The organism is Marinobacter bryozoorum (assembly GCF_023156245.1).
In the GTDB taxonomy this organism is placed as follows: domain Bacteria; phylum Pseudomonadota; class Gammaproteobacteria; order Pseudomonadales; family Oleiphilaceae; genus Marinobacter; species Marinobacter bryozoorum.
Genome location: NZ_JAKZAH010000007.1, coordinates 78,402 through 92,550, shown reverse-complemented (window position 1 = coordinate 92,550; position 14,149 = coordinate 78,402). Strand labels below are relative to the sequence as shown.

Annotated in this window: 14 protein-coding genes; 11 read left to right on the top strand and 3 right to left on the bottom strand. The window is 59.3% G+C overall.

The features are described 5' to 3' along the window. The first annotated feature begins 45 nt into the window (after nucleotides 1–45). From MLC59_RS06245 to MLC59_RS06215, 7 genes are all read left to right on the top strand, one after another. Nucleotides 46–447 (top strand): ribonucleotide reductase subunit alpha, encoded by a 402-nt coding sequence (locus MLC59_RS06245; RefSeq protein ID WP_248232121.1) that lies wholly within the window; start codon nucleotides 46–48, stop codon nucleotides 445–447. A 218-nt stretch (nucleotides 448–665) separates the two neighbouring features. Next, nucleotides 666–2,765, top strand: a complete 2,100-nt coding sequence (nosR, locus tag MLC59_RS06240) for a transcriptional regulator NosR (RefSeq protein WP_248232342.1) — start codon at nucleotides 666–668, stop codon at nucleotides 2,763–2,765. Between the two features lie 47 nt (nucleotides 2,766–2,812). Further along, nucleotides 2,813–4,708, top strand: coding sequence for a TAT-dependent nitrous-oxide reductase (nosZ, locus tag MLC59_RS06235; RefSeq protein WP_248232119.1), 1,896 nt, complete (start codon nucleotides 2,813–2,815; stop codon nucleotides 4,706–4,708). 255 nt (nucleotides 4,709–4,963) lie between these two features. Continuing rightward, nucleotides 4,964–6,232 carry a nitrous oxide reductase family maturation protein NosD gene (locus MLC59_RS06230; protein WP_248232117.1) on the top strand — a complete coding sequence of 423 codons (1,269 nt, stop codon included), beginning with the start codon at nucleotides 4,964–4,966 and terminating at the stop codon, nucleotides 6,230–6,232. After that, on the top strand, nucleotides 6,229–7,158 hold the full coding sequence (locus MLC59_RS06225) for an ABC transporter ATP-binding protein (RefSeq protein ID WP_248232114.1): 930 nt from the start codon (nucleotides 6,229–6,231) through the stop codon (nucleotides 7,156–7,158). The genes MLC59_RS06230 and MLC59_RS06225 overlap by 4 nt, the downstream gene beginning before the upstream one ends. Beyond that, on the top strand, nucleotides 7,155–7,985 hold the full coding sequence (locus tag MLC59_RS06220) for an ABC transporter permease (protein ID WP_248232111.1): 831 nt from the start codon (nucleotides 7,155–7,157) through the stop codon (nucleotides 7,983–7,985). Before MLC59_RS06225 ends, MLC59_RS06220 begins: the two co-directional genes overlap by 4 nt. 15 nt (nucleotides 7,986–8,000) lie before the next feature. Beyond that, nucleotides 8,001–8,546 (top strand): nitrous oxide reductase accessory protein NosL, encoded by a 546-nt coding sequence (locus tag MLC59_RS06215; protein WP_248232105.1) that lies wholly within the window; start codon nucleotides 8,001–8,003, stop codon nucleotides 8,544–8,546. Nucleotides 8,547–8,808: 262 nt separating this feature from the next. Here MLC59_RS06215 and MLC59_RS06210 read toward each other — a convergent pair whose 3' ends face one another. Next, on the bottom strand, nucleotides 8,809–8,988 hold the full coding sequence (locus MLC59_RS06210) for a ribbon-helix-helix protein, CopG family (RefSeq protein WP_091850027.1): 180 nt from the start codon (nucleotides 8,986–8,988) through the stop codon (nucleotides 8,809–8,811). A gap of 196 nt (nucleotides 8,989–9,184) precedes the next feature. Between MLC59_RS06210 and dauA the strand changes: the two genes are divergently transcribed. Then, nucleotides 9,185–10,954: a C4-dicarboxylic acid transporter DauA gene (dauA, locus tag MLC59_RS06205; protein ID WP_248232103.1), complete on the top strand. Its 1,770-nt coding sequence runs from the start codon at nucleotides 9,185–9,187 to the stop codon at nucleotides 10,952–10,954. Nucleotides 10,955–10,958: 4 nt separating this feature from the next. Here dauA and moaA read toward each other — a convergent pair whose 3' ends face one another. After that, complete coding sequence (gene moaA / locus MLC59_RS06200) at nucleotides 10,959–11,951, bottom strand: GTP 3',8-cyclase MoaA (RefSeq protein WP_248232101.1); 993 nt, start codon at nucleotides 11,949–11,951, stop codon at nucleotides 10,959–10,961. A gap of 226 nt (nucleotides 11,952–12,177) precedes the next feature. On the opposite strand from moaA, the gene MLC59_RS06195 reads away from it, so the two are divergent. The 3 genes from MLC59_RS06195 to MLC59_RS06185 are packed head-to-tail and all read left to right on the top strand — an operon-like array spanning nucleotide 12,178 to nucleotide 13,440. Next, a complete protein-coding gene (locus tag MLC59_RS06195) occupies nucleotides 12,178–12,411 on the top strand; it encodes a hypothetical protein (RefSeq protein ID WP_248232096.1) in 234 nt (77 codons plus the stop codon). Nucleotides 12,412–12,426: 15 nt separating this feature from the next. Further along, entirely contained in the window at nucleotides 12,427–12,954 is a 528-nt protein-coding gene (locus tag MLC59_RS06190) for a YbaN family protein (protein WP_248232094.1), read from the top strand. Nucleotides 12,955–13,002: 48 nt separating this feature from the next. Further along, on the top strand, nucleotides 13,003–13,440 hold the full coding sequence (locus MLC59_RS06185; protein ID WP_248232092.1) for an RrF2 family transcriptional regulator: 438 nt from the start codon (nucleotides 13,003–13,005) through the stop codon (nucleotides 13,438–13,440). Nucleotides 13,441–13,506: 66 nt separating this feature from the next. On the opposite strand, the gene MLC59_RS06180 is transcribed toward MLC59_RS06185, so the two are convergent. Next, a complete protein-coding gene (locus MLC59_RS06180; RefSeq protein ID WP_427901704.1) occupies nucleotides 13,507–14,094 on the bottom strand; it encodes an HD domain-containing protein in 588 nt (195 codons plus the stop codon). Nucleotides 14,095–14,149 lie beyond the last annotated feature (55 nt).

Sequence of the window (14,149 nt, the reverse complement as noted above, 5' to 3'; positions counted from 1 at the left end):
TCCGGCGGCCCGTTTTCTCCCTTATTTCACCTCAAGGAAACTTCCATGATTGCCAGCTACGCCGACCTGATGCAGGCGGTTCAGGAGCAGCCAGAACCCCAGCGACTGCTGTTTGTCTTCTGCCGTGCTGAACTGCCCGACGACGCCAGCGCCGAAGAAAAAGCGGCCTTTGAACGTGGTGAGGGTGGGGCACTGACTCCCGTGGTCTGCGTGGACAAGTCTCCGGACGAGGCCGCGGCTTTTTCTTCGCTGGTCGAAGAGTCCAGGGAAACCGGTCAGCCGTGGGATGTGGTCTTTGTCGCGGCAATGTCCGGCCGCGGTGGTATAGCGCCGTCATCCGACGAGGCCCAGCAGCCCCTGACCATGATGGTGGAGTCCATCCGTATGGGAAATATCGGCGGCTACCTGCCGCTGGACCAGGATGGTGAGGGGATTGCGCTCAATTGATGGATCGCAAATTCCTGATTTGAAAAAGCGTCAGTCGTCGACTAAATGTCTCTGTGGTGCCATCGCATTGAAGAATATCAAGTCCGTAAAAAACGGTGACGTATAACATGGTCGCCAGCAACCTGTTCCAGAAAGCCCCTTCCATTGGAGGTAAAGTGTCCGATCGCCGATTGACTGTTGTACGGTGGCTGTTCACAACCGTTCTTTCACTGACGCTGATGGCCACTGGTGCCGTCGCCGCCCCCCTGGATTCCTACGAGCCCATCAAGGCCCGGGACGTAATCACCACCGCCTTCCCGGAGGCGGAAGAGGTTCGTTCGCTGGAGGGTAACCGGGCCATCAAGGAAGTGTATGCCGGTGACGAACTCCTCGGTTACACCTACCAGACCCTGGATTTCCTGCAGACCCCGGCCTATTCCGGCAAACCCCTGGACGCCACCGTGGTACTGGACACCGAAGGCGAGATCCGCGCCACCAAGGTGATTCACCACGACGAGCCCATCCTGCTGATCGGCATTCCCGAGCGCAAGATGCATGAGTTTACCGACCAGTACACCGGCCTCGCGGCGGATCAGCGGGTAAGCGTGGGTGGCCAGTCCTCCGAAACCCGGGTATCAGTGGACGGCCTCTCCGGCGCCACTGTAACCGTCATGGTAATCAACGAAGTCATCATGAAGAGCGCCCACCGGGTTGGTGTTGAGCTGGGCCTGGTGGAAGGGGCAGGCGATGCCCGTCCGCCGGAAGCCAATATCAAAACGGAGAGCTTCGAGCCGAAAAGCTGGGAAGAGCTCACCGGTGACGGTTCCATCCGTCGCCTGCTGCTGACCCGTGGCCAGGTTGATGATTCCTTCAAGGGCACTGAGGCCGAAGGCATCGACACGGCTCCTGCGGACGAGCGGGACGAGCCCTTTATCGACCTTTACACCGGCTACCTGAATGCACCGACAATCGGCCGCAACTTGCTGGGGCAGAGCCAGTATGACTGGCTGATGGACGAACTGCAGGAAGGTGAACACGCCATTGCGGTCATGGCCAACGGTGAATACTCCTTCAAGGGGTCCGGCTATGTGCGCGGCGGTATTTTTGACCGGGTCCAGATCCGCCAGTTTGGTGATACCTTCAACTTCCGTGACCTGGACTTCTACCGGCTCAGCGATGTCTACGCCGGGGGGATGCCTGGATTTACCGAAATGGCCATCTTTATCGTGCGCCAGCAGTACAAGTTCGATCCGGGCACCGAGTGGGCACTGGAGCTGACCGTCAAACGCCAGACCGGGCCCCTGGATAGCGAATTCCAGGTCTTCCCGCTGAGCTATCAGCTGCCGGATCAGTACTATACCCGTCCGGAAGTGGAGCTGACCCAGGAGCAGTGGCTGGAAGAGCAGCCCCTGTGGGTCCAGGTGTGGTACCAGAAGAAGTTCCAGGTGGCCGTACTGGGTCTGGGGCTGATCTTCCTGCTGTTCATCCTGTTCTTCCAGGACTGGCTGGTGAAGAAGCCGAAGGTGACCCGCTGGATTCGCCACGCGTTCCTGACCTATACCCTGGTGTTCATTGGCTGGTACGCCCTGGGTCAGCTGTCCGTGGTCAACGTGCTGACCTTTGTGCACAGCCTGTTCAGCGGCTTTACCTGGGAAACCTTCCTGATTGACCCGGTAATGTTTGTGCTCTGGGCCGTGGTAGCCGGCATCGTCCTGTTGTGGGGCAGGGCGGTGTACTGCGGCTGGCTGTGCCCGTTCGGCGCCCTGCAGGAGCTGGTGAACGAAATTGCCCGCAAGCTGAAGGTACCCCAGTACACCGTGCCTTTCCCGATCCACGAACGCCTGTGGGCAATCAAGTACATCATCCTGCTGGTGCTGTTTGGTGTGTCCCTGGATTCCATGGCCACCGCAGAGCAACTGGCGGAAGTTGAGCCCTTCAAGACCGCCATCACCCTGAAGTTTGATCGCAGCTGGCCCTTCGTGACCTATGCGGTATTGCTGATCGTGGTGAACATCTTCACCCGCAAGGTGTTCTGCCGCTACATGTGCCCGCTGGGTGCAGCACTGGCCCTGCCGACCAAGGTCCGGGTATTCGACTGGCTCAAGCGGCGTAAGGAATGTGGCCACCCCTGCCGCCTGTGCGAGAAGGAATGTGAGGTCCAGGCCATTCATCCGGACGGCACCATCAACTACCAGGAGTGCCATTACTGCCTGGATTGCCAGATGACCTACTTCGACGATAACAAGTGCCCGCCACTGATCGTCAAGCGCCGCGGTAAGCGCCGTGGACAGAATTCACCGGGCCGGCCGGAACAGATTCCGGTTACCCAGGTGACATAAAGAAAGTAAAAACATAACCGCCATTACGAAGAACGGAGTTGGATACTATGAAAAAACGCGAAGAGCTGGAAAAGGCAACCCCGGAGCAGGCCGAAGGCGGTCTGAGCCGTCGCCGCTTTATGGGTGCGGCTGCCCTGGCTGGCGTGGCTGGCGCCACGGGTCTTGGCGGTGCTGTCATGACCCGTGAGTCCTGGGCTGCTGCTGTTGAGGAAGCCAAGAACAAGATCCACGTGGGCCCCGGTGAGCTGGACGAGTACTACGGCTTCTGGAGTGGTGGTCACCAGGGCGAGGTGCGCGTACTGGGCGTGCCCTCCATGCGTGAGCTGATGCGGATCCCGGTATTCAACGTGGACTCTGCCACAGGTTGGGGTATTACCAACGAGAGTAAGGAAATTCTTGGTGGTGACCAGCAGTACCTGAACGGCGACTGCCACCACCCCCACATTTCCATGGAAGACGGTCGTTACGACGGCAAGTACCTGTTCATCAACGACAAGGCCAACACTCGGGTAGCCCGTATCCGTCTGGATATCATGAAGACGGACAAGATTACCCACATCCCGAACGTACAGGCGATCCACGGTTTGCGGCTGCAGAAAGTGCCCCGCACCAAGTACGTCTTCTGCAACGCAGAATTTGTAATCCCGCACCCGAACGATGGCAGTGAGTACAGTCTCGAGAAGAGCTATACCATGTTCAACGCCATCGATGCGGACACCATGGAAGTGGCCTGGCAGGTGATTGTCGACGGTAACCTGGACAACACCGATGCTGACTATACCGGCAAGTACGCGGCTTCTACCTGCTACAACTCCGAGAAGGCCCTCGACCTGGCCGGCACCATGCGTAATGACCGCGACTGGGTTGTGGTATTCAACGTTGAGCGTATCGAAGCCGCCATCGAAGCTGGCAACTACAAGACCCTAGGCGACTCCAAGGTGCCGGTAGTGGACGGCCGCGGTGAGTCCGAGGTAACCCGTTACATCCCGATTCCCAAGAACCCCCATGGTTTGAATACCTCGCCGGATGGCAAGTACTTCATTGCCAACGGCAAGTTGTCTCCGACAGCCTCCGTGATCCAGATCGACAAGCTGGATGACCTGTTCGACAACAAGATCGAGCTGCGTGACACCGTGGTTGCCGAGCCGGAGCTGGGCCTTGGGCCGCTGCACACCACCTTTGACGGTCGTGGCAACGCCTACACCACGCTGTTTATCGACAGCCAGGTGTGCAAGTGGAACATTGCGGATGCCATCAAGGCCTACAACGGTGAGGATGTGAATTACATCCGCCAGAAGCTGGACGTGCACTATCAGCCGGGCCACAACCACGCCTCCCTGACCGAGTCCCGTGATGCGGACGGCAAGTGGCTGGTGGTTCTGTCCAAGTTCTCCAAGGACCGCTTCCTGCCGGTAGGCCCGCTGCATCCGGAAAACGATCAGCTGATCGATATTTCCGGTGAGGAGATGAAGCTTGTCCACGACGGCCCGACCTATGCCGAGCCCCACGACTGTATCCTGGTACGTCGTGATCAGATCAAGACCAAGAAGATCTATGATCGTGATGATCCATACTTTGCCAGTGCCCGTGAGCAGGCGGAGAAGGATGGTATTACCCTGGAGGGTGCCAACGAGGTGATTCGTGATGGCAACAAGGTCCGGGTTTATATGACTTCTGTTGCGCCGCAGTACGGTATGACAGAGTTCAAGGTCAAGGAAGGGGATGAGGTGACGGTTTACGTGACCAACCTGGATACCATTGAGGACGTGACCCACGGCTTCTGTATGGTGAACCATGGTGTGAGCATGGAGATCAGTCCCCAGCAGACCGCTTCAGTGACCTTTACCGCCGGTAAGCCGGGTGTGTACTGGTACTACTGTAACTGGTTCTGCCATGCGCTCCATATGGAGATGGGTGGCCGGATGCTGGTTGAGAAGGCCTGATAGCTCTCCTGGGGCCCCTTGAGTGGGGCCCCAGTCTTCGGACTTTTGAGCTAAAAAGAGTAGTTTGCCGTAGAGTAGCGGTGCGGCAACCCAGTCGAAGACCACTTTCCAGAACACGCTCCTAAAGGCACATCCCTGTGTCGCTTGGGCTCCGCCATCCCTGGCTTCGCACAGTTCTGGAAAGTGGTCTCCGACTGGATTGCTCATGCAGCGGTGCAAGCCGCCTTGAAACTGAACTTCCTGAGAAACGTTTTAATGCCTCATCTATCGCGTTATGGAGTGGCCCTGTCAGTCGCTCTGTTTGCGTTGACCGCGAATGCGGACCTGCAAGAAGACCTGGATGCGCTGGAGCCTGGTGCATCGTTTGAACTACCACCTGAACAGATTTCGCCGCTGGACATTAACGTGGCCGGTGTGACGATTGTCTGTGCGCCGGAGACGGTGATTGACGGGGGAGGTTCCGGCAATGCCGTTGATATTACCGCGCCCGGGGTGACGCTCCGTGGTTGTGAGATTCGCAACTGGGGCGAAGACCTGAATGAGCTGGATGCGGGGATTTTCGTGGCCCGGGAGGCGAAGGGCTCCGTGGTTGAGGACAATCGCCTGCAAGGGCCGGCGTTTGGGGTCTGGCTGGACGCGACGCCGGATGTGACGGTACGGAATAATGTGATCCGTGGTGATACCAGTATACGGTCCCAGGACCGGGGTAACGGGATTCACCTGTTCAATACCACCGGGGCACTGATCGAGGGTAACGACATTCGTCAGACCCGGGATGCGATCTATATCGAGACGGCCAACAGGAACACCATTCGCAATAACACCATGGCGGACCTGCGCTATGGCATCCACTACATGTACTCCATGGACAACCTGTTGGAGGGCAACCGTACTTCCGGCACCCGGACCGGCTATGCGCTGATGCAGAGCAAGCGGCTGACGGTCATCGATAACCGGTCCGAGAATGACGAGAACTACGGCATTCTGATGAACTACATCACCAATTCCACCCTGCGGGGCAATGTGGTGACAGGGGTGTCCAGTGGGCAGACCGGCGGTGTGGCGATTTCCGGTGGTGAGGGGAAGGCGGTGTTCATCTACAACTCCCTGTACAACACCTTCGAGAATAACCTGTTTGCCAACAGCAACCTGGGCATTCACCTGACCGCCGGTTCCGAGGAGAACGAGGTGTTTTCCAATGCCTTCCTGAATAATCAGCGCCAGGTGAAGTATGTGGCGACCCGCACCCAGGAGTGGTCGAAGGATGGTCGTGGTAATTACTGGAGTGATTATCTGGGCTGGGACCGGGACCAGAATGGTCTGGGGGACGTGCCTTACGAGCCCAATGACAATGTGGACCGGTTGCTTTGGACCTATCCGGAAGCCCGCATCCTGATGCACAGTCCGGCGGTGGATACGATCCGCTGGGTGCAGGAGGCTTTCCCGGTGGTGAAGGCGGCCGGTGTGACCGATTCCCACCCCCTGATGCGTCCCCCTGAAACCTTGCGTTCGGAGATTCCATGAGCTGCTTTCGTCTTGAAAACGTGAGCTATCGCTATAGCAAGAGCCCGGTGCTGACCGGGATCGACCTGGCCCTGGAGCCGGGTGAAATCCTCGGCTTGTTCGGCCATAACGGTGCCGGCAAGACCACTTCCATCAAACTGATCCTGGGGTTGATGCACCCCCAGCAGGGTAAGGTGTCTGTTCTCGGTGGAAACGCCGGTGACCCAGAAGTGAGCCAGCATATCGGTTACCTGCCGGAGAACGTGATGTTCTACCCGCAGCTGACCGGTCGCGAGATTCTCAGCCATTTTGCCCGCCTCAAGGGTGCTTCCCTGAAGCAGGTGCCCGTGCTGCTGGAGCAGGTGGGCCTGGGCGATGCCATGGATTCCCGCACCAAGACCTACTCCAAGGGGATGCGCCAGCGTCTTGGCCTGGCCCAGGCTTTACTGGGAACGCCAAAACTGCTGATGCTGGATGAGCCCACGGTGGGGCTGGACCCGGTGGCGACGGCTGATCTCTATCGCCTGCTGCGTGACCTGAGGGATGAAGGCACGGGTATTGTCCTGTGTTCCCACGTGTTGCCGGGGGTTGAGCCCTATATCGACCGCGCGGCGATTCTTACCCAGGGTACCCTGAAAGCGGCCGGTAACCTGCCATCCCTTCGCCGACAGGCGAATATGCCGGTATCGCTTACCGTCGCCCCGGCCAACGCCGATAGTCCGCTCGCGGGCGTGGCTGAGGATGCCGGCCTTGGCGCTGCGGTGAGCGGTATGGAAAACGGGAGCCTGCACATAGAGGTGGCCCACGACCACAAGATGGCCATGATCCACAAGCTCCTGGCCACCGGCGAGGTTCGCGACCTGGATATTTCGGAACCCACCCTGGAGGATATCTACGTGCACTTTATCGGTTCCGGTGGCCTGGCCCATCGCGGAGGCGTGCAATGAACAGCATCTGGACCATCGCCCGTAAAGAGCTGGCGGACAGTCTGCGCAACCGCTGGATGGTGGCCATTTCCATGGTCTTTGCCACTCTCGCCCTGGGCATTGCCTGGTTTGGTGCCGCCGCCTCGGGCAGTGTGGGCTACGCCTCCACACCGGCGACCATTGCCAGCCTGGCGAGCCTGGGGATCTTCCTGATTCCCCTGATCGCGCTCTTGCTGGCCTACGATGCGATCGTGGGGGAAGAGGAGGGCGGCACGCTGTTGCTGCTGATGACCTATCCCCTGAGCCGCGGCCAGCTTCTGTTTGGCAAGTTCCTCGGTCATGGACTTACCCTGGCGCTGGCGACACTGATCGGCTTCGGTGTCGCAGGAGTTGCCATTGCCCTGCTGGTGGAGGACGTGGCTGTCGGCGTGCTGGCGGCGGCCATGTTCCGGTTCATCCTGTCTACCGTCCTGCTGGGCTGGGGCTTTATCGCGCTGGCGTACCTGGTGAGCGTGCGGGTGAGTGAGAAGCCGCTGGCAGCAGGCCTGGCGTTGGCGATCTGGTTTTTCTTTGTACTGATCTTTGACCTGGTATTGCTGGGCGTACTGGTGGCCAGTGAAGGCAAGCTGAACCCGGATCTTCTGCCCTGGTTGCTGTTGCTCAATCCCACGGATATTTACCGTCTGCTCAATATCGTGGCCTTCGAGGGTGGTGCTCAGTTGACCGGTGTGCTCAGCCTGGGCTCGGACCTGCCCATGGGGCCAGGCGGGCTGTGGGTTGCCCTGGCGGTCTGGTTTGTTATTCCCCTGGCCGGTGCCTGGGCACTGTTCCGTAATCGTCGTATCTGAACCTGGAGTCTGTTGATGAATCTTTCGTTTGTAGTGCGCACCGGTTTAATCATGGCCTTCGCGGTCGCCCTGGCCGCTTGTTCCGGGTCGGAGGAAACGGCCCAGGCAAAGCCTGAGCCGGTTCATTTCGAGTCCGGCGATGAGTGCCACGTTTGTGGCATGGTGATCACCCGCTTCCCGGGGCCCAAGGGTGAGTCGATTTCCGGCAAAGAGCAGCAGGTTCGCAAGTTCTGCTCCACCAAGGATATGTTCTCCTGGGTATTACAGCCGGAGAACGTGAACCGTGACCATGTGCTGTACGTGCACGATATGGCCGAGACCGAGTGGGACAAGCCGGATGATGCGGCACTGATTGATGCCCGCGAGGCGTTCTATGTGGTCGGGTCGGAGCGTACTGGTGCCATGGGGCCTACCCTGGCGTCGTTTGCTGAGGAGTCAGCGGCTGAGGCGTTTGCCTCGGAATTCGGCGGTGAGGTTGTGGCCTTTGCTGATGTGACGATGGAGCATCTGAGTTCCGGGGGTGGGATGTCTTCCGGGATGGGTGGTTCTCATTCCATGTAGCGGGTGCGCTGCAGGTTTGTTAGTTCAGTATTCTACAGGCCTGCGGGGTTTGAGTGGAGGCTCATCGCCCCTGGGGGCTTTCGCCGCCGCGTTGGAGGGGTGTCCTGCCACCCCAACGCTTCCGGGGCATCCATGCCCCTGCTCTGAAAGCCCCCAGGGACACTGAGCCCGGACTTGATTGCTGGCCGCCTCACTAAATTGCAGGTTTGCCAATTGGAGTTAACTCCTGAATCCCGCCCAGACGCGCCTTTCGCCTGGGTTCTCAGGATTCCGGATTCCTGCCTTCCGTTTCATAGCTCACGCCGTGCTCCCGCAAGTACTCCCGGATCATCTGCCGTACCACCTGTGACGGGGTCAGGTCCTGTGAGGCGCAGAGTTGCTCGAACGCCTTCTTCTTGTTCGGATCGATCAGCAGGGTCAGCCGCGCCGTCTTCTTTTCCACCACTCGTCTCCTGTCTGTTGCATTAACATTTGATGTTAATTTTTTTGGCCGATTCCGGCAATGTGGAAGTCGCCTGAATCATTTGCATGCCATAATAACCGCATGTTAATGTCATTAACATAGTTTGCTTTCGAATTACCGGGTATCGGCTATCTTTAACGCCGGGTTCCCGTTTCTCCTGGAGAGGATTGCTGTCATGGCGCGTCAGAGATTTCCGGTCAGTCTTCCCGGTATTGCCACCGGGCTTCGTGGGGCATTGCGGGAGGGCTACGGGGCTGCGGAGCTGCGACAGGACGTGATGGCCGGGATGACGGTGGGGACGGTAGCCGTTCCCCTGTCCATGGCACTGGCCATTGCCACCGGGGTGCCGCCCCAGCATGGGCTGTATACCGCCATTGTTGCCGGGGCCATCATTGCACTGACTGGGGGTGCCCGGTTCAACGTGTCCGGTCCTACCGCTGCCTTTGTGGTTATTCTCTTTCCCATTGTCCAGCAATTCGGTCTGGGCGGTTTGCTGATTGCCACCATGATGGCGGGGTTGCTGCTGGTAGCTCTCGGGCTGGCCCGTATGGGGCGGTTGATCCAGTTTGTGCCTTATCCGGTCGTGCTTGGCTTTACGGCCGGCATTGCCGTGGTGATCGCCATGCTACAGGTGCCGGATTTCCTTGGTCTGACCACCGGCCCCATGGGGGAGCATTTCACCGAGAACATCGGGATTATCCTGTCATCCTTTCCAACACTGGAACCGTTTGAGTTCGGTATCGGTGTGTTCACCCTGGCCCTTATGCTGCTCTGGCCCAGACTGGGTATACCGGTGCCGGCGCCGCTCGTGGGCCTTGTTGCCGGCGGGTTGGCCGCATGGGGTGTTAACGCCATGTTCGGAAGCGACGGCGCACAGGCGGTGGAGACCATTGCCTCCCGCTTTACCTGGGAGGCCGGTGGTGAGTCCGGGCAGGGCATTCCCCCGGTGTTGCCCACGTTCATGGCGCCCTGGCAGTTGCCGGGGCCGGACGGGCAGCCCCTTGTACTGGACTTCGACCTGTTTCGCGCGCTGATGGGCCCGGCATTCGCCATTGCCATGCTGGGGGCCATCGAATCCCTGCTGTGCGCCGTGGTGGCGGACGGGCTGACCCGCACCCGCCATGACCCGGATGCCGAACTGATTGGCCAGGGGCTGGGTAATATTGCTGCGCCCCTGTTCGGTGGTATCACCGCTACCGCTGCGCTGGCCCGCACCGCGACGAGCATTCGCAGTGGGGCGCGGTCACCGGTGGCCGCACTGGTGCACGCCGTCGTGGTGCTGCTATCGGTGGTCGTGCTGGCGGGGGTGCTTGGCCTGGTGCCCATGGCGGCACTGGCCGCATTGCTGTTCATCGTCGCCTGGAATATGAGTGAGGCGAGGCATTTCGTCCATACCCTGCGGTCGGCACCCGCAGGCGATGTGGTTATCCTGGTGACCTGCTTCGGCCTGACCGTGCTGTTTGACATGGTGCTGGCGGTGGCCGTAGGCGTCGGTCTGGCGGCGGCCCTGTTCATCCGGCGGATGGCCCTGCTCACCCATACGGAGCCCGCCGGGGAGGATCACCATCCCTCGCTGAACGGATTGCCGGCATCGGTGGTGGTCTACGACATCAACGGGCCCCTGTTCTTCGGGGTCGCGGAGACGGCCCTGCGTTCCCTGCATGTGGTGGACCCCCACGTTCGCACGGTGATCCTGGATATGCACGATGTGCCCAGTATGGACGGCACGGCCCTTGTGGCCATGCGCTCACTGATGGAGGAAATGCAGCGGGAGGGGGTTAGCCTGATTCTTGCTGGCTTGCCGGCACGGATTATCGTCAAGTTGCGTCGGGCCGGTGTGCGTAAGCAGGCTGGTGTACTGACCTATGCGCGCACCCTGGATGATGCCAGGGCCGTGGCATTGCGGTGGGAAAACCAGGGTCCCGCGGGACACCAGGCAGTCTGATCGTTCAGCCGCCGGTCATGTTCATGAAGCGCAGGATCTGGACATCTCCGTTGAGGTCGAAGTGATGCCTCTCTGGCTTCAGGTCCATGGCGTCGATGATGGTCTGCTGGAGCTTGTCGTCGCTGACCGGATTGCCCCGCAGTACGCGACGCAGGTCAACCGAGTGCTCGTTGCCCAGGCACAGCAACAGACGGCCCTCCACGGTAACGCGAACCCGGTTGCAGGTTGAGCAGAAGTTGTGGGAGTGGGGGGAGATAAAGCCAACCCGGGTCTTGCTGCCCGGCATGCGGTAATAGCGGGCCGGGCCGCCGGAGTCTTCCGTGGCTGGCACCAGGTCATGGTGCTGGCGGATCATGTCCCGGACTTCATCGCTGCTGCAGAAGGCCTCGCCCCGGTCGTGCTCGGTGATCTGCCCCAGGGGCATTTCCTCGATAAAGGTAATGTCGACACCCTTGTGACGGGCAAAGTCCACCAGCTCCGGCACTTCCTCGTCATTGCGGCCCTTGAGCACTACGGTATTGAGCTTGATGCCCCGGAAGCCCGCTTCCCGGGCTGCATCGATGCCGTCAAGTACCTGTGACAGGTTGCCGGTGCGGGTGATGCGCCGGAACTTGTCGGCGTCCAGGGAGTCCAGGCTGATATTAAGGCGGTGCATACCCGCCCGGCGCAGGTCATCGGCCATGGTGGGCAACTGGCTGCCGTTGGTGGTCATGGCGAAGTCCCGCAGACCAAAGCTGCCGATCTCTTTCACCAGTTCCAGAATGTCCTTGCGTACCAGCGGTTCACCACCGGTAAGGCGGATCTTTTCTGTGCCCAGTTCGGTGAAGGTACGTGCGACCCGGGCGATTTCTTCCAGGGTCAGCACCTGCTGGCGGGGCAGGAAGGTCATGTCCTCTGCCATGCAGTACACACAGCGGAAATCACACCGGTCAGTGACGGACAGGCGCACATAATTAACGGTGCGGCCAAAGCGGTCAGTCAGTCTGGATTCGGGCATGTCAGATTTCCCGTCCTTTGCTCAGTGGAGTCTTACCCGCCAGTATGGCAAACCTTTTGGCACAATCCGATACCCCGGCGGGAGTATTCCCTTGTTCAAGGCAGGAGCTGGCCAGTCAGCGGACGAAGCTGAGAGGGGATCCGCATTAACATTCATTTCATTTGAATCTTAAACGAAGGGCTGCTTAAATACATTTATTAAAAATGAATGTTTATAGGGGGGTCTCATGTCAGACAATCAGGTAATGGAGCGTTTGCTGAAATTCGCCAATGGCGCTTTACTGGCCAGCGTGCTGGCGGTACTGGTTACCGTGGTGCTGGCTTATCCGATGGCCAGCAGCCTGCCAATGCCGGTACAGATTGGTGCCCATATTGCGACACTGATCTTTGCGACCACACTTAAGCTTTCGTACGTTACCCGGCTGGTTTCCCTGCGTAGCCTTGGCAGACCTGTCCATTGAATTGCGGTAAACTGATTGCCTTTGCGACTGAATGTCGCAGGCAAGTGCTGGCTGGTGCAGGCATCATCGGTGAACCTTGCTGCGGCGAGCCTGTCTGTGTCACGGGGGCCAACAATGGCGACCGGTGACATACGCGCCCTGGTGGCGGCCAGGTCCCCGGTGGTGCACGGCACGGAGATAACCAATATGGGCAAAACCGGTTACCGGTTGCTTGCGTATATCAGTTTGAGCCTGGGTGTCGCGGGGATTGTCCTGCCGCTGCTCCCCACAACGCCCTTTGTGCTGTTGGCGGCCTGGTCCGCGAGCCGGGGGTCACCGGCATTCGAGCGCTGGTTACACGGCCATCACCGGTTTGGTCCGCTGATCCGGGACTGGCAGGAGCGGCAGGCGGTGCCACTGTTGGCGAAGTGGCTGGCGGCCGCCGTGATGGCGTCCAGCTGGGCGGTTATGTGGTGGTGGCAGGTACCACCGGCCGTACTGGTTGTCACTGGCGTCTTTTTTTTCGGCCTGGTTATCTTTCTGTTTTCCCGGCCAACAGCATGAGGTATCAGGGGGGTGTCCCCTGAAAAAACGAGGGTTCAGGAGTCCCAGATGCACATTACCCGTTACACCGATTACTCGTTGCGAGTGCTTATTTACCTGTCCATGCGGCGGGACCGGTTATCCACGATCCAGGAGATCGCAGACAGCTATCAGATTTCCAAGAATCACCTGATGAAGGTGGTGCATCAACTGAACAAGAAAGGCTACATCGAAACCGTTCGGGGCAAGAGTGGTGGCATGAGGCTGCATCGTGAGCCCAGCACCATCAATATTGGCGTTCTGGTCAGGGAAACCGAACAGGACCTGGACCTGGTGGAGTGCTTCTCATCGGATGGGCAATGCGTCATTTCGCCGGTTTGCGGGCTCAAGGGCGCCTTCGCCCACGCCCTGAGGGCATTCCTGGAGGCACTGGATGAGTACACGTTGGAGGATGTGCTGCCGGACCGCCATCGGCCTCAGCTGTTGCGATTGCTTCAGATCGCCTGACAACGAATCCTGAACCTGAAAGGCCCGGCCAGTTTCCTGACCGGGCCTTTTCTGTTCCGCTGCCGTTTACTCGGATACGGCCTTGTACAGCGAGCGCTTGGGCTTGGCCATCACGCGACGCACCATGGGTTCGAAGAACTCCAGGGGCAGGATCTCACCGTCCGGATTGAATGCCGGGGAGTCGTACTTGCTGACGAACTCCAGGGTACGCTCGTAGTAGGGGTGGTCCCGGTACTGTTCCCTAAGGTTGCGGTCCATGCCCAGGTGGTGGAAGAAGTAGTAGCCCTGGAAGATGGCGTGGTGTTTCACCATCCAGTGATTTTCCTCGGAGACAAAGGGCTCAACGATTGCGGCAGCAATATCGGCGTGGTTGAAGGTGCCCAGGGTGTCGCCGATGTCGTGGAGCAGGGCACACACCACATACTCCTCATCCTTGCCATCCCGGTGGGCCAGGGTGGCCGTTTGCAGGCAGTGCGTAAGGCGGTCCACCTTGAAGCCGCCGAAATCCCCACCCAGCAGTTTCAGGTGTTCCAGGATCCGGTCCGGATGGCCCTTGGCAAATTCCCGGAAGCAGCCGCCAATAATTTCCCAGTCCTCCTGGGTGCCTTCTTTCATGTCTGAGAAACTGGCGCGGTCAGGTGCGCCTACGGTCATGTCATTCATAGGGGGATCCTCATCAGCAGACGTTGTTGTGGTTGTTTCAAATCAC